Source organism: Pseudomonas sp. ADPe (assembly GCF_014843515.1).
In the GTDB taxonomy this organism is placed as follows: domain Bacteria; phylum Pseudomonadota; class Gammaproteobacteria; order Pseudomonadales; family Pseudomonadaceae; genus Pseudomonas; species Pseudomonas citronellolis.
On record NZ_CP062122.1, the window covers coordinates 686,102 to 705,487 of the forward strand.

General features: G+C 64.7%; 19 protein-coding genes. All 19 read right to left on the minus strand.

Annotated features, from left to right (window positions below):
• Positions 1 to 5: 5 nt before the first annotated feature.
• Positions 6 to 1,016, minus strand: coding sequence for a hypothetical protein (locus IG194_RS03025; protein ID WP_064987588.1), 1,011 nt, complete (start codon positions 1,014 to 1,016; stop codon positions 6 to 8).
• Complete coding sequence (locus IG194_RS03030; RefSeq protein WP_058487170.1) at positions 1,016 to 4,588, minus strand: hypothetical protein; 3,573 nt, start codon at positions 4,586 to 4,588, stop codon at positions 1,016 to 1,018. The genes IG194_RS03025 and IG194_RS03030 overlap by 1 nt, the downstream gene beginning before the upstream one ends.
• Before the next feature lie 47 nt (positions 4,589 to 4,635).
• Positions 4,636 to 5,040 (minus strand): hypothetical protein, encoded by a 405-nt coding sequence (locus IG194_RS03035; protein WP_058487169.1) that lies wholly within the window; start codon positions 5,038 to 5,040, stop codon positions 4,636 to 4,638.
• Entirely contained in the window at positions 5,040 to 8,345 is a 3,306-nt protein-coding gene (locus tag IG194_RS03040) for a phage tail length tape measure family protein (protein WP_058487168.1), read from the minus strand. The genes IG194_RS03035 and IG194_RS03040 overlap by 1 nt, the downstream gene beginning before the upstream one ends.
• Before the next feature lie 61 nt (positions 8,346 to 8,406).
• Complete coding sequence (locus tag IG194_RS03045; RefSeq protein ID WP_197674163.1) at positions 8,407 to 8,700, minus strand: hypothetical protein; 294 nt, start codon at positions 8,698 to 8,700, stop codon at positions 8,407 to 8,409.
• 181 nt (positions 8,701 to 8,881) lie between these two features.
• Positions 8,882 to 9,628, minus strand: coding sequence for a hypothetical protein (locus IG194_RS03050; RefSeq protein ID WP_058487166.1), 747 nt, complete (start codon positions 9,626 to 9,628; stop codon positions 8,882 to 8,884).
• A gap of 27 nt (positions 9,629 to 9,655) precedes the next feature.
• Entirely contained in the window at positions 9,656 to 9,871 is a 216-nt protein-coding gene (locus tag IG194_RS03055) for a hypothetical protein (protein WP_058487165.1), read from the minus strand.
• A 47-nt stretch (positions 9,872 to 9,918) separates the two neighbouring features.
• A complete protein-coding gene (locus IG194_RS03060) occupies positions 9,919 to 10,356 on the minus strand; it encodes a hypothetical protein (RefSeq protein WP_058487164.1) in 438 nt (145 codons plus the stop codon).
• Entirely contained in the window at positions 10,353 to 10,667 is a 315-nt protein-coding gene (locus IG194_RS03065) for a hypothetical protein (RefSeq protein ID WP_058487163.1), read from the minus strand. The genes IG194_RS03060 and IG194_RS03065 overlap by 4 nt, the downstream gene beginning before the upstream one ends.
• Positions 10,667 to 11,662: a major capsid protein gene (locus IG194_RS03070; RefSeq protein ID WP_058487162.1), complete on the minus strand. Its 996-nt coding sequence runs from the start codon at positions 11,660 to 11,662 to the stop codon at positions 10,667 to 10,669. Before IG194_RS03070 ends, IG194_RS03065 begins: the two co-directional genes overlap by 1 nt.
• A 65-nt stretch (positions 11,663 to 11,727) precedes the next feature.
• Entirely contained in the window at positions 11,728 to 12,090 is a 363-nt protein-coding gene (locus IG194_RS03075; RefSeq protein WP_058487161.1) for a head decoration protein, read from the minus strand.
• A complete protein-coding gene (locus IG194_RS03080) occupies positions 12,087 to 13,274 on the minus strand; it encodes a head maturation protease, ClpP-related (protein WP_058487160.1) in 1,188 nt (395 codons plus the stop codon). The genes IG194_RS03075 and IG194_RS03080 overlap by 4 nt, the downstream gene beginning before the upstream one ends.
• On the minus strand, positions 13,271 to 14,746 hold the full coding sequence (locus tag IG194_RS03085; protein WP_058487159.1) for a phage portal protein: 1,476 nt from the start codon (positions 14,744 to 14,746) through the stop codon (positions 13,271 to 13,273). Before IG194_RS03085 ends, IG194_RS03080 begins: the two co-directional genes overlap by 4 nt.
• Positions 14,746 to 14,970 (minus strand): gpW family head-tail joining protein, encoded by a 225-nt coding sequence (gene gpW / locus IG194_RS03090; protein WP_058487158.1) that lies wholly within the window; start codon positions 14,968 to 14,970, stop codon positions 14,746 to 14,748. The genes IG194_RS03085 and gpW overlap by 1 nt, the downstream gene beginning before the upstream one ends.
• Before the next feature lie 15 nt (positions 14,971 to 14,985).
• Positions 14,986 to 16,917, minus strand: coding sequence for a phage terminase large subunit family protein (locus IG194_RS03095; protein WP_058487157.1), 1,932 nt, complete (start codon positions 16,915 to 16,917; stop codon positions 14,986 to 14,988).
• The gene (locus IG194_RS03100; protein ID WP_058487156.1) at positions 16,889 to 17,434 is read right to left on the minus strand and encodes a terminase small subunit; all 546 of its coding nucleotides are present in this window, start codon (positions 17,432 to 17,434) and stop codon (positions 16,889 to 16,891) included. Before IG194_RS03100 ends, IG194_RS03095 begins: the two co-directional genes overlap by 29 nt.
• Positions 17,435 to 17,607: 173 nt before the next feature.
• Positions 17,608 to 18,396 (minus strand): hypothetical protein, encoded by a 789-nt coding sequence (locus tag IG194_RS03105; RefSeq protein ID WP_058487155.1) that lies wholly within the window; start codon positions 18,394 to 18,396, stop codon positions 17,608 to 17,610.
• A gap of 10 nt (positions 18,397 to 18,406) precedes the next feature.
• Complete coding sequence (locus IG194_RS03110) at positions 18,407 to 18,778, minus strand: hypothetical protein (protein WP_058487154.1); 372 nt, start codon at positions 18,776 to 18,778, stop codon at positions 18,407 to 18,409.
• 218 nt (positions 18,779 to 18,996) lie between these two features.
• On the minus strand, positions 18,997 to 19,386 hold the full coding sequence (locus tag IG194_RS03115; RefSeq protein ID WP_058487153.1) for an antiterminator Q family protein: 390 nt from the start codon (positions 19,384 to 19,386) through the stop codon (positions 18,997 to 18,999).

The window sequence follows — 19,386 nt, forward strand, 5'->3', positions numbered from 1 at the left end:
ACCGCTTACTCCCAATCTGCCGGATCCAGGGAAATGAATGCCCCCAGGTCAAAGGTGGTGGCATAGAACGGAACCCACTGTTGGCCATTCGGCATGCTGATCGGCAACACCCGGTCCTGCATGATGGGACTGCTCTTGCCCAGTGCCGGCAGCACATTGGCAAGCAAGCAGTCCGCCAACGCAGGCTCACCAAGCAGCCCCCGAAGCACACCGCAATGGGCCTGGGCGTTAGTGCTCGTGCTCCCACTAATCCCCGCCCCCGAACCCACTATCGACGCGCGAACCGGACGTAGCTGACCGGGAGCCACCCGGTTCTTGCCCGTCACCGCGCCGGCAGCTGAGTCGACGGCAAGCCCACCCCGGAAGCCTGGACTGGCGCCCTGGTTGACGGTGCCGTCAAACGGATTGCGCAAGACCGTACCCGGTAGTGTCGAGGTGGAGTTGGGGTTAAACACTATGCCGGTGGCGTTAGTGCTCATGCTTCCGGCGAGACAGCAAAAGCCCGTCCCACCAAAAGCCGGCTGATACTCCCCAAAGTAAATGCCAGCACCGTTGTTAGAAGGCACATCGATATCGGTGACACTGCCCGAGAATTGCACGACCACAGTTCTATCATCCGCGACCACGCACCACTGCTTATTGGCAGTGGTGCTGTAGAAGCTCGGGCAATAGACATACTGACGACCGGTTACCGATGAGCCGTCCGCCCACGGCCCCGAGCGGCGGTTATACCCCCCGGCCAAGGACGTGGTGCCATCCGTAATGGTCTCCATCAGGTAGAGGATCACCTGGCCGTTGGCTGAATGGACGAAGTTGATGATGCCGCCGGCACTGACCAAGCTGAAACCATTGGTGACATCGTGCCCAATGGTCCAGCCGGCTGCCGGCTTGCTCCCATAGCCGTTGACCAAGCAAGCCAGCAGGATCAGCCGCAGGTTGTCGAACAGCCGCTGACTGGTCGCGCTGGGCAAGCTCGGCGCTCCAGAATCAAGGCTGGAGTAATAGCGCACTGTCATCAGTCAGCATCCCCTCGAATCTGCAGACGGAACTCGTCGTCTTCGACTGTGCCCTGCCCGCTCAGTACCGTGCGCGCGAGCCACACCGGCCCCAATGCCGAGTCGGTGTTGAAGCGCACAGCATTGGCCGCCGCCCAGCCGCCACCCCAGCCTTCCTTGCGGATGGTGAAATACGGCGTCCCGGTCTGCGGGTTGATCGGCGCGCAGTCGGAAGCGGTCGTCCCAGTGGAGATAACGCCCAGCTTTTCCTCGACGACCTGGAACTGCGAGGCGCTGGTGAACACCAACGCCCACTTCCCATCGATCGCCCCCATGTTGGTGATGATCGGCGGGTAGCTGAGTTGGTCGTAGTTGGCCGTGGTGGTGTCGCCGATGGGCGCGTCCGTCCAGTTCGGCGCCCCCGTGTTCCACGCCCGCTGGGTGAACCAGTGGTGATAGCGCGCCTGCAGGTCGCCCCAGCTGAGCGCGCTGCTCACCGTCGCCTCGTTCGCCGGCATGTCCCACGGCACCGGCGAGGCCAGGCCGATCTCGCCGCTGATCTGCACCTCAGTGCACAGCGTCATGTGCTCGACGCGGTCCTGCACCACCAGGGGCAGCGTGAGCGGGTTGCCGGCCTCGTCCTGCAGCACCAGCGGGTTCGCCCAGGTCACCGTCCCCACCGCGCGGTTCGCCGTGAAGCTGGCGGCGCGCAGCGCAGTGCCGTTGGCGTCGACGACCTCGATCTCAGCCTGCTGCTGCCGCGACAGCGCCAGGGTGCCCCCGGCCACCGGCTCGGCGACCACGGTCTCCTTGACGTGGCGGATCACCAGCACGTCGGCCTCGCGGAACTGCGGCACCCGGCCATCCGCCGGCAGCCTCACCGGATCGAGGCCGATCAGGTTGGCGTCCAGCGGCAGCGTCGAGTAGACAACCGCGTTGTAGCGCAGCAGGATCGGGATCACCGGGATGTCGCTGGCCCCGGTCTGGTCGTCCAGATTCGACGTGAACCGCAGCCGGACGATGCCCGTCGCGATGTCCACCGTGCCCTTGATCACCGCCCCGTTCAGCACGCCGTTCGCGTCAGCGGTAGCCGTCACCACCTGGGCGGTGTCGACGCGCACCGCGGTGACCTGCAGGCTCGCCGGCCGCAGCGGCGCCCCGGGCGTGCGGAATGTCATGGCGTTAACCGCGAACCCGGAGTTCGTGGTCAGGCACGCCAGCAGCGTGACTGCCGCCGCGGCGCCGGCCGGGTAGGTGCTCAGCGTGGCCGCACGGCCGGCGTAGTCCACCGAGCCGACCGCTACCCCAGCATTTGTGGTGGTGCTGACACCCTTGTAGAGCACGCCGGAGCGGTCCACGTAGGTCTCGCCGGCGTAGGTGAACACCAACGAGCCCGGCAGGATCGTCTCGGCCACGCCCGGCAGCAGGTCGAGGGTGACCGGGACCACGGCCTGGGTGTCGGTCTGGTCGCCGTAGCTCTGGCTGTTCGACTGCGCGCGGATCGTCAGCGTGCCGCCGAAGCTCTCCATCTCGCTGCGGTCGGTGCTGACCAGCTCGATGGTGTCCGGGTTGAAGCCGTGCTTCTCGGTGGCGTAGGTGAACTCCTTGTAGGTGTAGGTCCGCGCCACCTGCAGGCTGCAGGCGCCGGTCGAGTAGTTGATGCTCCCGGCCCGTCCGCCACCCCAGCCGCCGGCCGTGTTGTCGCTGACGGCGTTGTTGACCAGCACCTCCGATTCGTACACCGGCAGGCTATTGCCGCTCTCCAGCACACCGTGGTCGATGGCCGGAACGGCTTGCCTCTGTTTCGTGATCCAGCTGATCTGCACCGAGCCCGGCTTCAGCGGCGCGCCCGGGATGGTGAAGGTGGCCATGCCGGTGCCGTCCGAGGTCACTGCCAGCGGGGTGTCGGTGAAAGCGCCCTGCTGGTACGTGTGCGTGATCGCCGTCCCGGCATCCGGGGTGGCGGCCAGTTCCATGCTCACGGTGCCGGCGGCGTAGTTGATGACGCCGCTGCCGCCGGAGCCGGACAGCGTGCCGTTGCCGGCGTCGCTGATGGTCTTGGTCACCCCGCCGACCTTGAAGCTCGCGCTGTAGCTGCCCGGCAGCAGGCCTTGGTGGGGCAGCGTCCGGTTGACCTTCGCCCGGGCCTGCACACTCACGCCGGTGCGCTGAGTGAACGCGGCGCTGTTCTGGCCGACGTAAGCCCAGATCACCGAGCTGCCGACATCCGGCAGGGCGTTCAGCGTCAGCGACACCGAGCCCGTGCCGAACTGGATGGTCCCGGTGCCCTCCCCGGCCAGCTCGCCGTTGCCCTGGTCCCTCAGCGCCTGCCACTTGCCCAGGGCCATGTAGGAGATTTCGAGCGTGCCCGGCATCGGCGGGGCGTCGGACAGACTCAGCGTGTACACGTAGCCGCGGTTGGAGAGATCGATGGGGATCTCGCCGGTGACGGTCTCGCCAGTCGCCGCGGCGCCAGGCTGGTGGCTGGCGGTAGCCGCGCCGGTGTAGCCGGCCCCGGTGCGCACCAGGTTGATCTCGCCGGTCTCGTAGTCGATGGTCCCGCTGGTGATCCAGTTGCTGCCCGAGACGAAGCGGATGCCGCCCTTGCTGTCGTCGGCGAAGGTGCCGCCGTTGACGACCAGCGACAGCGTGCCCGGGGCGCAGCCGGTGCCGAGGAAGGTCCGCGACTGGCCGCCGCTGACCAGCGCGAAGGTCAGCGCAATGCTGCGCGCCGGCCCGGTGGCCAGCACGATGCGGCGCTGGTAGCCGCCCAGCTGGTCGATCAGCGCGTTCTCGCGGGTACTCGACGGGACCAACTGGGCATAGACCGACTTCACCCGGACGCTCAGTGCGCCCTCGGCCACGGCCTGCGCCAGCGGGCTGATACCGTAGTAGTGCGCGGCATCCGCCACCTGGGTGGTGAGGATCTGGCTCTTGGTGCCGCTGGAGCCCGACGGCATCGCCGTGCCGGCCGGCGTCGGCTGGCCGCCGGGGAAGGTGGTCAGCAGCGGCGAGCTGATCGACAGGTCGAGGCGGCGCCGGGTGAAGTTGACGAAGTTGCCGTTCCCGTAGTCGTAGGTGAACGACTCCAGCCGGGCGTCCACGCTGGTGATCCGCACGTACTGCGACAGCGAACCGTTGACCAGCTGGTAGACCTGGCCGATCTCCGGCAGGCGCTGCTCTTCACGCTGAATGCAAGCGATAGCGCGCTGGCCCTGCAGCTGGTTGCCCAGCAGGTCGAACGCCGCGATCACCGCCGGCACAACGTAGGACTCGATGGCGTTGCGGGCGTCGGCGCGCTCGTCGGTCTGGGTGCCGCCGAACAGCAGCACCGACACGCGCGGGTCGGCCGGCGCCTGGGTGAGGATGGAATGGGCGCCCAGGTAGCTGTCGTTGTTGGACGACATCACCCCCGCGAACGCTTTCCGCAGGTTGATGCGGCCGATGGTGCGGTCCAGGCGAGAGATGTCGGGGAACAGGTTGTTCACCTCGGCATCCACCACGGCCTGCCCGGTGGCGCGGCCGCCGCCGTCCGATTCGTCGGTCAGCCGCTGGGACTTGAGCAGCTTGATGTCGCTTTTGCTGATGGCCATGTGCGCTCCAGCCAGAAATGAAAAACCCGCCGGAGCGGGGTTGGTGGTCAAGGGGTTTCAGGGGGTGGCGGCGCCACGGTGATCAGGCGCAGGGTGATTTCGTAGTCCTCGGCTGGCCCCGGGTTCACCGTGCGGTGTACCTGGGAGGCCTCGAGCGGCGCCTGGCCATTGGCCCGGTTCCATGTCACCGAGAACTCCCGGCCGTCGGGCAGCACCAGGTCCATCACCTTCAGCCGCTGGTCGCGCAGGGCCTCCAGCTGCCGCACGACCGACAGCGGCGTCCAGGCGCCGCCGTTGGCCTGCAGGGTGATGGGCCGGCCGTGCAGCTTGACGCCCTCCTGCACCAGAAGGGCGCCGGTGATGGAGCGCTCCTGCTCCTGCGCCACCGAGTCCCAGGTGAACTCATCGGTCCATTCGAGCTGGTCATCCAGTTCGATGCTGTCGAGCATCATCAGCTAGTCCTCAAGGCAGCCTTGCCGAGCAGGTCGAGCAGTTGGCTACCGTCATCGGTGACGCCGACGTCCACGCTCCGCCCCTGGACCTCGAGGCGGATGGTCTTCATCGGCTGGGAAGGTGCTGCAGTTGCAGGAGCCGCCGCGGCCGGCGCGGGAGCCTGTGCCTGCGCAGCGTTCTGGGCGTCGACGCGCGCCTGCTGCTCCGCCAGTTGGCGCTTGGCATCGGTCTCGGCCTGGATCTGCTGCAGCGTGGCCAGCGCCTCCATGATGTTCTGCACGGCGTTCAGGTTGCCGCCGGCCTGGGCTTCAGCCAGTTGCTGCTGCAGATCCTGCCGGCGGCTGTTGAACTTGCTGCGGTCCACCGCTTCCGTCTCGCCGCGCAGGCCGGCCAGCTCCTCCTTGAGGCCGGTCAGGGTGTCGCGGGTGCCGTTTTCCAGCTGGTCCATTCGCTGCTTGGCCGAGTCGATCGCGCTTTCCAACTGCCGCAGGTCCGAGTCGTTCAGCAGGTTCATGCTGTTGCGCGCGGCCTTGGCCTTGTCCACGAAGTCGCTGAGCGGGATCGTCTTCTTCTCGTAGCCATCCATCAGGCTGAGCAGTTGCTGCTTCTGCTCGAGGAAGGACACGGCAACCCGCTTGCTCTCCTCCTGCATCGACAGCGCCCACCTGCCCAGGCCGGAAAGGCCCGGCATCGAGGCGGCGCCCTGCACCCGGTCGAGCTCCGAGCGCATCTGCTGCAGCGCCTTGGTGGTCGACTCCAGCGAGCTGGTATCGATCGAGATGTCGGTGGTGCTGATACCGCGCAGCTGATCGAAGGCGGCAAGCGCTTCCTTGCCCAGTTCCGCCAGGGGCTGGCGGGCCTGGTTGATGACGCCCTCGTAGAACCCGGCGAAGTCCGACATGTCGGCCGAGGTCTCGGCGATGTTGTCCTTGGTCGCCTGGACGCCCTTGCGCTCCTCCTCCATGCGCTCGCCGGAGATCCGGCGCAGCTCCTCGGTGGTGACGATGCCGTCCTCCATGGCCTCGCTCATCATCTGCTGGGACTTGGTCAGCCCCTTCGTGCTTTCGGCCTGGGTGTCCATCGTGGACGACAAGCCGTCGGTGGACCTCTTCAGCCGCTCCTGCTGCGACTCCAGATCCTTCATGGCCTGGTTGTATTCCGAGGAGCTGATGACGCCGGTCTGGTACAGCTTGGTGATCGACTTGCGGATGTTGTCGATATCCACATCCGTGCGCGCGTTGGCAATCGCGTTCTGCACGTCGGTCAGCGACTTCAGGCTGTCGGAAACACCCTTCAGTTGCGTGCCAGTGGTTGCCGATGTTCCGCCAAGTTTCCTGAGCCGCTCATTCAATACCGCCGTGCCCTGGCTGTACTGTTCCTGGCTCAGGTCGCCGCGCTTATAGGCGTCGTACATCTCCTTGGAGAGCTGGCGAAGTTGTTCAACACCTTCCGCCGCGCTGATCTGCGCCAGGGCGTTGTTGATACCGGTGACGCGCTGTACCGTGTGCTCGAAGGTTTCGTCAAGTTCTTTCTTGACGCTACCAGTTGTTGATTTAGCGCCATCACTTATCCCTTCTCCAGCTGTATCCCAAGCAGCAGCAATATCTTTTGCGTCCTGCTCTATTTGAGACTTGAAGCTAGAGCTTAGGGCTTTGAGTGTTCCCTGAACCCCTGCAACAGATGCCCGAATTTTCTCACCACCAAGGGCATCAGGTATTTTTTTAGCCATCCACTCGATAGCTGAAGCCATAAGCCCCATGGTATTGGTAAATCCCAACCCAATCAGGCTTAACCCAGAAGTAATACCGTTAAATAAAGTTCGGAACGGTGCAACGAACAGCTTAACTTTCGTAGCCATCTCATCGAGATTGGCGCTAAAGTTATGAAGCCAGCCTGAAACATCACCTATTACAGACTCGAAATCAACGGTCCCAAGCCTATCGACAAACTTTCCGATCCAATCAATACCCTGAATAAATGCATCTGATATACCGCTCGCGAGCCGATCCAGACGGCCATCATCCGCCATAGCCTTGATGCTACTGCTCAGGTCTGTCAGACGCCGCTTCACATAGTCAAAAGCGCCGCTATCGGCGACCTTTCCGGCGAAGTCACCGAATTGGTCGCCCAGGGTTTTCATCAGGCCCCTGAAGGTGTTCAGCCGCGCCGAGGCAGCGGCACCGCCATAGGCTTCGGTCATCATGTTGATGATGATGGCCTGGGCCTCGGCCTTCTTCCCGGTCGCCTCCAACTGCTTCAGCAGTTGCTTTTGCCCATCCTCCAGCTTGAAGCCCTGACGGCTCAGGGTGGCCATAGCATCAGAAGGCGACTGCAGCGCCTTCCCTACCGTTTCGGCGGACTGCTCGACGCTGATGCCCAGTCGCTGGGCCTGGTCAATGGTGATCTGCAGCGCCTGGGGAAACTGCTTGGCTGCGATGTCGGTATACGACAGCAGGCGCGTCTCGGCGGAAAGGATCTGCTCAGTGGTGAGCATTGAGGCCGAGCGCATGCTGTCGGCCATGTCGAGCAGTTGCTGGCTGGTCAATCCGGCCGCATTTCCGGTAGACGTCAGGGCTGCTTCGAGCTGGGCCAGGGCTTGTTCGTTGTCACTGCCGGAACCAATGAAGGCACCGATTCCGTCCTTAAGGAAACCGACACCAGCGCCAAGCCCCTGCAGGGCCTTGTCTACCAGGTAGATGCTGACGAGCCACTTACCGAAGTTGACCGTCGCATCCGTCACGCCGGTCTTGATGTTCCTGACTGCATCACTCATCCGGCTTGAGCTATCGGCAGTTTGTCGCTGCTGACGTTCGAGCTTGCGCAGCTCCTCATTCGCGGCGGCAAGCTGGGCCTTGGCGCGCTCAACTTCAGCGGCCAGGCGTTTCTCTTCTTCGGACAACTTGCTGGTGTCGATGCCAGCGGCGACGGCGGCCTTCTCCTGCTCGGCCAACTTGGTGTTCAGGGTGTCGAGGGTGCGCTGCAGGGTAGAAACATTACGCTCTGCAGCCTTCAGTGAGGTCTCGTAGCCCTTGCTGTCAGGATTCTTGTCCAGCGCCTCACGAAGCGCCTGCACGGTGTTCTGCGCCCGCAGCAAGGAGGCTTCCGTCGAGCCAATTACGCGCCGGGTGTTCTCCAGCCCGGTGACTAGGCCGCGTGCGCCCTTGGCATCGTCCAACGCCTGGTTGAGTTGGCCGACCTTGCCTCGCATCGCCTCCAGCGCTTCGGTGGACTGTTTGGCGGCGGGAGACATCTCGTCCTTGCCGCGCAAGATGAACTGAATCAGGCGCTGAACAGAGTTTGCCATAAATAGCTCCAGACAATAAAAAACCCGCCTGCTGGCGGGTTCTTTCGTTGCAACTAGCTTGTTATTTTGGAAGCCCCAGCATACCGCCGATCAATGATCCAAAAATGGCACCAAGCATCCCAACTATTCCAACAAACACAATGAAAGCCGGAATTGCGGCAAGCATCCACTTGACCATGAAGACCATCATCGACCAAAAGCGCATTTGGATATCAACCACAACTACGGGTTGAACACCATCCAGTCCTCGCGTAGCGACCTGGACATGATCAGCCGCCATACGGAAAGACTTCTGCTTTTGGGGCGAATTTTGAACTTGAGCCGGTTCAGCCTTTAAGTCGGCCGCCAGCTTCATCTTGAGAGCCTTTTCGTAATAAGCGCCACATGCTGGGCACCGAAGGGGATCACCGAAAGCGGATTGCGGGGCTTCATGGTCACAACTTGGGCATTGCATGGTTTCCCTCCCATTCGAAATTCATGCTGGAGCGGACTCTACTCCAGCAGCAAGGCAGAAGGCCATCCATGGCCATGCCGCCTTAGGCCGCCAGGTCCATCTGCAGGAACTTCGAGATGTCGTCGGCGACAACGGTCGGATCAGCGAGCAGCTCGATGGGGCCGGTCAGTTTGAGGTAGTCCTGGCCCAGGATCGGCATCTCCTGCAGCAGGCCGAACTTGGCGCGGCGGATGCGCAGCGCGTAGGGCTCGCCCGACTGCGCGTCGTTCAGGCCGGCGATGAAGATCTCGAACTCCTTCTCCGAGCTGTTGAGCATCTGCACAGCCGAGCTCTTGCGCGGGGTGTAGTCGATCAGCACGCCGGTCTCGTCGATGGTGGTGCCGGACAGCACCTGGATGCCGTGAGGCGTCAGCAGGTAGTCGGTGCCGGCAACCAGGGGATAGCCGCCGGCACTCTTGACGGCGACAGTCTTCGTCAGGTCCGGCAGGTACTTGAACGGGATCAGTTCGAAGGCCACGCCAGCGGAGGTGTGGGCCTCGCCGGTGATCGCCGCAGTGGGCGCCACGGTGATGGTGCCGCGGCTAACCGCTGCCACGTTCTCCGGGGTGAGGTCGTAGAGACCGATGGAGCCGGTCACGTCGGTGGGCCGGGTACGCACGTTGCGGTTGCCGCCGCCGCCCATGTAGTTCGGCAGGGCCTTGCGATCGGCGGCATAGCTGACGCTGAAGATGTCGCAGTTGCCGAAGGGCAACAGCGCGTCCTGCGAGCCATACAGGCGGGCGAAGGGCTGGCCCTCGCCGATGAAAGAACGATCAATGGGCTGGAGCATGTAGGTCTCCTCGAGGGATGCCGGCGCTTACTTGGCGCCGCTGGGTTCGGTGGACGGCGCCGGGGCGGGCGCGGCGGTCTGGGCGGCGACCTTCTCGACCTTGGGCTTGGGGGCAAAGTCGTTGGCCCAGGCGTGTTCGGCGACGGCCTGGGAAACCTCGACGGGCTTGTCCGATTTCGGGTAGTGCTTAACATCGGAGCCTTCGCGGAAGTTGAAGGCCCTGGCGATCTTGATCTCGGGCATGGCGCCCTCCTGAAATGAGAAGGCCGCCCGGAGGCGGCCTAGCGGGGTCAGAGTTTCTGGTGGTAGGTGAATGTGATGGGGATGACGCGATATCCCCAGCGCCGGCCGGGCTCCGGCAGGCGCACGGAGGAGGCGGGGAAGCCGACGGTGATCAGCCCATCTACCTGGATGCCGGCCTTGAGCCCCTTCAACGCCTGCTTGATAGCCAGGCGACCGGCGCGAAGCGCGGCAGCAGATCCACTGCCACGGCCGAGGGCCACGACATTGACGGTCCACTCTTCTTTCACGCCAGACGGCATGCGTTCGCGCTCCACCGTGTCGCCTTCCTGCAACACGATCAGGCGCGAGGGCAGTGAGGGATCATCGGCGTCCATCACCCCGGCAACCGAGTCCTCACGGACGTCGGCGCCAAAGTCCGGTACGCCGGCAAGCATGGCCTGCAGACGGCCGATGATCTCGGCCTGCACATCGGTCACGTCGCTCATTCGGGCACCACGTAGAAGGTGATCAGGTGTCCATCGTCGGAGTGGATTCCGTCGATGGCCCAGAGGTTGCCGTCGGTGTCGCGGAAGGCGCCCTGGCGATCGAACGGAACCAGCAGGCCCCGGCGCACCTCCATGGTCCGCACGCGGTCGAGCGCTCCCTGGACAAGGCGCTCCACACTCTCCTCGACAGCGGCGTGGATCACCTCGACCAGGGTGTGGCCGTTCCGATCGACATAGGCGAACTCACCGTCCCCGAGAACCTCGAGGACGATGTCATCCATGTCGTCGACTAGGTCGCCGAAGCCGGCCATCACTTCACCAGTTGGATGACCGCGCGCGGGCGGGTGCAGATGTGCAGCGGGTTCGACTGTGCCTCACCGGCAATGCCCTTGTTGAACGGCATGGCCTCCTGCTTGGCGTAGTACGGCAGGCCCAGGGTGTTGACGGTCTCCATGTAGTTGGCCGGCGCGAAGATGCTCAGGAACAGCTCCGGCACACCCATGGGCACCAGGCGCGCCTCGTCGTCCGGGATGAAGGAGCGGCCACCTACCTTGCCGCGGTAGCGCTCCCAGACGATTCCGCCGAACTCGAACTCCTCGCGCGCATCACCCCGCAGTTGCGCGGCCTGCTGGGTGTTGAGGTAGGTCTCTTCCACGGACTTGTGGGTGATCAGCGAGTTCCAGAAGTTCTTGCCGCAGAGCGCGCGCGAGCCGCTGCTGGGAATGTTGCCCAGAGCGTCTTCCTGGGCATCCAGCGCCTCCCCGGCCTTCAGCCGCACCTTGGTGGCGGTGTTGCTGAGTTCCATCTGGACGACCTGCGGGCTGATGTCGAAGCGGTCGTAGAGATCGAGCAGCACGGTGGTGCCATCGGCATCCAGGATGGTGCCGAGCACCGCCCCCATGCGCTGGTGCTCGTGGGTGGCGTCGAGCTGACGGCGCATCTTGCCCAGGCGCTTGTTCACCACGTCCTGCACGGCCTGCAGCTCGGTCTGCTCACCGAAGGCACGGATGCCCTGGATCTCGTCGGCCATGATGGAGAAGGTCTGCGGCAGGTGCACGTTGTTGAACGGGATCAGCAGACGCTTGCTACCGGTGACCACCAGCCCCGCGGCGCCGCGGTCGGCAGCTGGCACCAGGTGCAGGGTTTCGCCGTCCTTCTCGATCTGCTGGGTGATGGTGGTGCTGCCCTCTTCTTCGAAGAGACCGAGAGCAGCCAGACGGCCGGGAACCTCGGGGGCTTCGTTGATGGCAGCAGTGAGGGACGAGACGCTGAACGCCTCGTCTTCGAAGACGTTGATATCAGCCATTGCTTGCTCCAGAAAATGAAAAGCCCCGCAGATGCGGGGCTTCGAGAGGCTTCAGGTGGGTTCGATCAGTACGGCGTGCCGGTGCGGATGATGATGTTGCGAGCTTTGAGGTCAGCGCGGGCGGCAGAGTCCAGGCCGGTCAGTGCGACATCGATCACCTCGGCCAGCCGGGCAACCACGGTGGCGGCCTGGGGTCCGGTGGAAGCAGGCTTTGGCGCGTAGAGGATGGCCGCCGCCACTTCACTGCCATCGGTCGCGGCGTTGTCGTAGGGGGCGTATTCGCCCGAGGCGGTAACGATGCCCAGGACCTGCCCGGCGGGCAGCGCCACGTCGGTGGCAGCCAGCGTCACCTGCTCGCGGGAAATGCTGCCGGTTCCCTCCGAGAGGAGGAACTCACCGGCGTGGAAGCCTTCGGTTTTGATCATCATGCTTCTCCTTTCGAAGCCTTGGATTTAGTGGTTCGGGCGGCCTTGCGCTCCGCATACACCTTCGACGGCGTGGCGGCCTTGGGCTTGGTGGGTGCCGGCGGTTCATCTTCCAGCGGCGGGGTATTGATGATTTCGCCGAAGCCGTTGCCGGCCAGCTTGTCGAACAGGCGGGCGCGCACGGCGTCCGGTTCGAGGCCGGCTTTCACGTAGTCGGCGGCGAGTTCCGGCAGGCGCGCGCTGACACACAGATCGCGGACCGCCTTGGCCCGGGCGATTGCTGCATCGACGCTCGCCTCGTCTTTCAGGTCTCCAGACATGGTCAGGACCTCCACGAGGTTGCTGATGCCGGCCTCCGAGCAGCTGCGGATGATCCGCGCGGCCAGAGCGCCAGCGTTGGGTTGGGTGATCGGGAGCGGCTCGGGATCATCCGCCGGCACCGGCGCGGGCTGGTCTTCCGCCGGCGGTGCGTCGAGCTGGGCGAGCAGTTCCTGGGGAGCGTTGCGGTATTTCCGCAGCGCACCGCCGTCGCCCACCATCGCCTTCACCGCTACGCCCTCCAGCACCTCGTCGCAAAGACCAAGAGCCTTGGCCTCCGCAGCCGTCAGCCAGGTCTCGTCCTTGATCATCTGCCGCAGCTCGGCGTCATCGACTTCAGGCGCCTTGCGCTTGTAGGAGGCGACGATGGCCTCCAGTGTCTGGTCGAGGACGTCGGCCACCTTGCGAAAGTCCTCGGCGTCACCGCTGGCCCAGGTCCAGGGGTTATGGATCATGAGCATGGCGTTGGAGGCCATCACCAGGCGGTGAGCCCCGCAGGCCGCCACACTGCCGGCGCTGGCGGCCAGCGCGTCGACGCGCGCCGTGCAACGCTCGCCCAGGCGGTTGAGCACGTTGTGGATCGCCAGGCCGTCGAACAGGTCGCCGCCGACGGTATTGAACGCCACCAGCACCGGCGAGACGCCGTCGTCCAGGGCCTTCAGGTCCTGGATGAACTGGTTGGCCGTGATGCCCCAGGTGCCGATCTCGCCGTAGATGTAGACCTCGATCGCCCGCTCGGACTCGCCCTCGGCGGCAGCCTTGATGCTGTACCAGGTCTCGTCCTTGGGCGCCGGCACCGCCGGGGCCTTGTTGAAAATTCGCAGGCCGAGCTGGAGCGCCAGCGCGCGAAGCGTCGAATGTCCGATCATGGGGTTTCCTCGTCGGCGGCAACCGGCAAGTCCGGGGCCGTGGTGTAGGTGATGCCGAGTTCGCGGGCGCGGGCCTGGTCTGCGGCGTTTTCTTCGTCGATGGTTTCGGCGTCGTACCCCTGGCGCAGCACGACCTCGCTGCGGGAGGTGATGCCCGCGTTGATTTCCATGACCTTGCCCTGAACGTCCTGCACCGGGTGGATATAGGCCCAACCCTGGGGAACCCAGCGAGTCCGCAGGTACTCGCGCCGGCGGCGCGCGAAATCAGGCAGGTCCAGCGCGCCGGAGAGGTAGGCCATGTCCATCCAGGCCGCGCGGATTGGCCGGCAGAACTGGTGGATGTAGAGGCTGAACTGGATCTGCTCCAGGCGGCGGCGGAACTCGTTGAGCACCACGCGGATCACGCGGTCGTTCACCTGGCGAAGATCCCCGGTGAACAGCTCATAAGGCACCCCGGCCCCCATGGCGGAAGCCTGCAGTTGCTGCCGCATGAAGTCCGGGTAGTTGTTGCCGGCCTCCGGCGGCTTGGAAAACTCCACCTGCTCGCCCGGCAGCAACTCCTGCATGGTGCCGGGCTCCAGCCCCACCATCGGGGTGAAGCCGTCGCCATCCATGCGCGCCGGACCTCCGTTGATGGGGTCGATCTGCGGCAGGTCGGCCGCGTTAGGCCGGGTGATGAACCCGGCAAACAGGTTGGCCACCTCCTGGCGAAACAGAACCGCATCATCGAAGTTATCCAGCGAACGCAGGCGAAGCAGAACCCGCGAAAGCCTCGGGATGCCGCGCAGTTGCCCAGCCTCCTGCAACTCGTAGATGTGCAGCACCTCGCTGGCCGGAACGCGCACCAACTGGTTGTAGCCTGCGGCGATCACAGAGCTGTCGCCGGGGTGGCGGCGATACATCCAGTACGCCACCCGCTTGCCCAGCGCGTTGAACTCAATGCCAGCCCGGATCAGGTTGCCGTTGCGCGTCACCTCGTTCTTCTCGACAGGGACGAACTCTGCCGGAAGCAACTGCACCTGCAGGGGAACGGCCAGGCCGTCCTCCGGGCGCCGCGGGCGCATTCGGACAAAGCACTCGCCGCTCTCCTCGACCATCCGGGCCACCAGGGCCTGCTGGCCGTAGAAGTCGGTACGCTCATCGGCGTCCGATTCGTCAGTCCAGTCTGCCCACAGCTCCAGCATCAGGCGGCGCAGCTTCTTATCCTGCGTCGTCGGCATAGGGACGATGCCCGTACCGATGAGGTTGCTCACCCTGGTGTCGATCGCGCCGCCGGCATAGGGGTCGTTGCGCGTCGCCGCGCGTGAGCGCTTGCGCAGCAGCGGCAATGCCGGGAGCGACAGAGTGTTGATGGAGCCCGGCGGCGCGTCCCAGTTCTGGGCCCGGCGGCCGGTGCCGGCACCGTCGTAGCTGTTCTTGATGCGATCCGGGAGCATGAAGCCCGCTCGGGTCAGGTGGGGGTACTTGGCCATCAAACCCCCTTCCCGGCGTGGTACAGCCGGGCGACTCGGGAGCGGCGGCCGCTGAGTGCAGACTCCGCACCGACATCCGCCACGTACTGGCTTTCCAGCATCCGCAGGCTCGCCAATTGCGCCCGCTCGAGCTTGCGGCCGTCCTTGGTGATGGCCTGGCCCTGGGTGAGGATGTCATGGATGGCCGCGCGCACATCCGCCAGCCGTTGCTGCGCATCGGTCATATCCGCCTCGCGTGGTTATCGACGTTGCTTCAGGTAGCCGCTGCCGGAGCTGCGGCGCTTGGGGGTTCCCGCCGCCGGGGGTGGCGCGGAGGTTGTGGGTGGTGCTTCGAGCACCAGACCGAAGCGCTGCTGCGCCACACGCAGCATGGCGAGCGCACCGACTGCGCAGTCGAGCGCCTCGTTGCGCCGGCCCTTGGCGTCCCAGCGATACACCCGCTGGCCCTTCTCGATCTTCATCACCTTGGTTTCGGCGGTGAGCTGCTTCAGTTCGTTCTCGTCGCAGATGTCGTCGTTGGCCGGCAGGTGCATTACACCGGGCACAATGGCGCCGGGCTGCGGTTGCAACTTCAGGCGGCTGTAGATCAGCTCCTTGGCGTTGTCGGTGCCAAGCATGGTCAGGTAGACGCCGGCCTTGTTCTTCTTCATCGGGAACTCGGCGATGGGCTTGCCGTAGACGTTGTGCCCCTTGGTGGGGATAACCCACATCAGGCCGTGCTTCTTGCTCTCCGCGTACACCTCGTCGGTGTAGTGGCCGCCAGAGTCCCAGCCCCACAGAGCCACCCGCATGCTCACGCCATCTTCTCGCTGGTACTGCTGCTGGAGCTTCAGCCCTACCTTGCGCCGCAGTTCCTGGCTGGCGGGATCGCCCTGGAGAATCCAGCGATCCACCAGCCAGCCCTCCTCGCCTGCGGCCCAGGCCCAGATGCGCGCTTCGTAGCGGTCGTCCTGGGTATCGATGAAGCCGGTCAGCGCCGCCACCCGCGCCGGCAGGTGCGCCCACACCTCCCGGCGACCGTAGAGGTTTTCCCACTCCAGCTTCTCGCCCTGGTCACCCTCCCAGGTCTCGCCCAGGGTGGTGTTGACGAAGGTGATCAGCTTTTCGCGGTCGCCCTTCACGTTCAGCCAGTCACCCACCATGTCCAGCCAGGTGGTGAAGATGCTGTAGGCAGTCCAGATGTGGAAGGTGACCGAGCGCGGCGTCCGGGCCGGCTCGCCGTCGGCCTTGAACCACTCCATGGAGTCGCGCGTCCACAGCCCGGTGCGATCGCAGATCCACCGGCCATCATTGGCCGCCTCGACCGCCTCGTGGTACTCGATCACGCAGCCGGTGCGCTCGCAGCAGTACCAGGCTTTTTCAGCCTCGCCGAGCTCATTCCTCTCGTACTTGATCCCGAAGGCGCAGTCCTTCCCGCCCCACTTCAGGTACTGCTCGGCGCCGCAGTGCGGGCAACCGATGTGGAAGCGCATGAAGTGCGGCGATTCCTCGCCGGCCTTGGTGACCTGGCACTCGCCGGCCGTCCCCGGCGTGGAGCCGCGGATCGACTTCTTGAAGGTCGCGCCCTCCAGGCGCTTGTCGCCGAGGAAGGTCGGAGAGCCCTCGCCCTCGATGTCGGCGTCGAACTTCGACAGCTCGTCGTAGATGACTTCGTCGGGCGACTTCTCGCGGTAGTTCCGCGCAGCCTTGCCACCCAGGCACCAGAGCATCTTCTGGTGGCTGAACTTCTTCGCGGCGAGGGTGTTGTCCCGGTGCTTCTTCCCGTACCAGGGTGCCAGCGCCAGCAGGACGGGGACGTCGCGGATGAAGGACTCGACGTGCCGCTTCATCAGCTCTTCGGCGTCCGGGTCCGTCGGACAGTAGCTCAGCACGTTGCGCTTCTTGTGCTGGAGCTTGTAGCCGATGTTGGCCATCAGCATCTTGGTGTAGCCAACCCGGGCGGACTTGATCACGTTGACTACGCGAATCAGGTCGTTGCCCATGGCGTTCAGGATCGCCACCTGGAACGCCGCCGTCACCCACTTGCCCTCCTGGTAGGAGGACTCGGACGACAGATAGAAATGTTTGTCCGCCCACTCCACCGCAGTCAGTGGTGGCTCACGATACAGGGACTGGAGGCCGAGCCGGATCTGCTTCTGCAGGTCATTCAGCCAAGGACTCGACATATTCATCCAGCATTCCCGGTAGGAGGTCGCCCAGTTCGGCGGCGCTGTTGCGCGCCAGGGCGATCTCTCGCTGCAGCGACTCGACGTGTCGCACGTCGAGGTCCGGGTGCTTGCGGCGCAACTTCAAGGGCACCGTGTCGAGGATTGAGCTGATCTGCGCGGCGATCCGGCCCAGGGCAAAGACAGCGAATCCGGTTGGCACAAGTTGCTTGTCGGCCACCAGGTTCTTCTTCTCTTGGGCTTCGGCCTGGGCCGCGGTGAGACGCACGCGCTCCTGCGTCAGCTTGTGCTCGGCCAGTGGGTCGATCCCCTCGGGGAAATCCCCCTCTGGTTGGTGTTTCCGCTCCGCCTGGGCCAGGCGGTTCTCCAGCACCGAGCGGACGTCATAGAAGGCCTCTCGGCCAATCCGAGCCACGGGCTCGACGCCCCATTTATCAAAGGCTTGGGTGCTGATTCCGAGGCTCGCCGCCATCCGGCTTTTGTTGAGCCAATGGGGCTGCCGAGTGATGTTCGAGTTGCTCATGACAACACAACAACCAACCCCCGAAATTCGGTCATATGTAGTTCGCGGGCGGGGTTCGAATTACCCTCAGGCCCCGGTTTTCCCTAGGGGCCCCCACGCATTCGCCTGTAGCACGTCAGTTCCCCTCGCCAAACCCGGCAGCTCGCCCGCGTGTAGCACGCCACTGGCCCTACCTATCTTCGAGGGGCCGACTGAGGACGCTTGCGGAAGTTGCTGGGGACGTTCCCCTGAGCCGCCTTGGCGATGGCCTCCTCGATGTTCGCCTCCAGCCTGGCGTCGTCCTCGGCGATGCGCCGAACGATGTCGAAGAAGCGGAAGCGCTCGCGGTACTGGGGCTGGCGCACGAAGGCCAGCACCATCACCAGCGTCTTGTCGCGGCGCTCGCCGATGCCGATCGGCACCCTGCCCCGCTTCATCACGAAGTAGGCTTGCTGGTGCCCCTTGGCCAGAGACCTGGCACTATCGGTCGCATTACCCTTGAAGCCGGCGGTGTACTCCAGCGCACCAAGGCCGGAGAGGATCTGGATCATCTGGCCGCGGCTCATGTTGCCGTACCGATCCAGACGGGCGCCGGCGGCCGGGACGATGAACATGCCTCTGGGCAAGATGCCCTTGGCTCGCAGGTTGCGTTCCGAAGCCTTGTCCACGCGCGGGCCGCCGAACACTTCCGGTGCCACCCAGTCCTCGGGCGCCTGGCCCTTGGAGTTGTTGTCCTTGTCGTCCTTCACCCACAGCGAGGCCTCTAGACGACTCGGCGTGGCGTTCAGGATGCGGATCGCATTGAGGGTGAACGGCGTGGGCCGGTCGAAGACGTCGTTCTGCGCGTCGACCAAAGCGCCCTCGGCCTGGTTGGCCGTGTGGTTGAGCGCGTCGGCCAACACACGGTTGGGCAGATCGCCGCCGAGGCCGGCCAAGGATGCCACCGCATCGTCCAAGTCGGTGGCAGTGATGCTTCCGCGCATGGTCCCGCCCTCAGAGACCGGTGCCTTCGCGAAACTCCTTCACCATCTCGGGCAGCGCCTTGTCCTTGCGCGACTCGCTCCAGGCGAACCAGGCCCGGACGATCACCCATGCCGGCAGACCGCAAACGAAGATCACGCCGCACAGAGCGATCATGCCGATGTCGTCCTGCACCCAACTGCCGATGTCGAGCCAGCGGACCAGGAACGCACCACCGCAGACACTGGAGACCACGGTGCAGATCATGGCCACCACGAACTCGCGCGGAGACTTGGGCAGAGTCATCACCATCACCAGGATGGCGGCCAAGAAGGCGAAGCCTCCGAAGGCGCCGAGCTTGTAGAGCGCGATCCCGCCAACTGCTGTCGAGGCCGGCTCGGTCATTGTGGAAGTCCTCATAAGGGTGTCCCCAGGCTTCGCCAGCCCTGGCACTGCGTGGATAGAAAGGCCCGGCCATGACCGGGCAAGGCGCGGAGCGCGCACCATGAAATCGCGGACAACAAAAAACCCGGCGCGATGGCCGGGTTTATTGGAGCGTCTTGCTGCGTTCACAGCAGTTCACGCTGGCATGAAAACACCCCCTATTCCGCGCGTAAAGCGCTTTATGCTGCCGCCCTCAACCGCTCCAACCAACAGTCGATCCAGGCGGCCCCGGCCTTCACCAGTTCCCTGACCTTCGCCTCGCCCAGGCCGTATTCGCGAGAGATTCGCAGCGCCGGCCATTTCGATCCGTAGTAGAGCCAGACGAAGTCCCCCATCTGCTGATCGCGCGCCACCAGCTTCGCCAGCGCGCCATCGACGGCCAGCGCCGCCTCATCGGTGATGCGGTAGGCCTTCACCGCCCCAGCCGGATTGGCCCGGCTCATGATGACGGCCATCTGCGACACGTGGTGCGGGATGCCCCTACCATCCATGCGCCACCACCCCCATTGCTCCAGCAGATACTCGGTATCGCCCAGCGCCTTGTCCGTGTAGGTGCGAGTACGCGCCAT